A 273-nucleotide genomic window follows, 5' to 3' on the forward strand; every position below is an offset into this window, starting at 1 on the left:
GGTAGAAATTCCAGGAGAAAATGGAACAACAATCACAGTAACAATTGGTGACAATGGTTCAGGTGAAGTGCCAAATGACAACCTTCCTAAGCAAGATGTCCCAGGTACAGGAACAGTAACAGAACCTAACAAGAAACCATCACAACCAGTGGATGTAACAACACCAGCTCGTAAGACACCAACAGTAGAGTTGGAACAAGATCCTAAGACAGGTGACGTTACAGTAACACCTAAGAAACCAGATGGCTCAACATACCCACCAGGAACTAAGGT

At 43.6% G+C, this 273-nt stretch carries 1 pseudogene; it reads left to right on the forward strand.

Going from position 1 to position 273, the window contains the following annotated elements:
• Positions 1–273 (forward strand): annotated as a pseudogene (locus HT734_RS09555) (hypothetical protein); the annotation flags it as partial.

It is taken from the genome of Streptococcus sp. k-90 (genome assembly GCF_013277565.1).
GTDB lineage: Bacteria > Bacillota > Bacilli > Lactobacillales > Streptococcaceae > Streptococcus.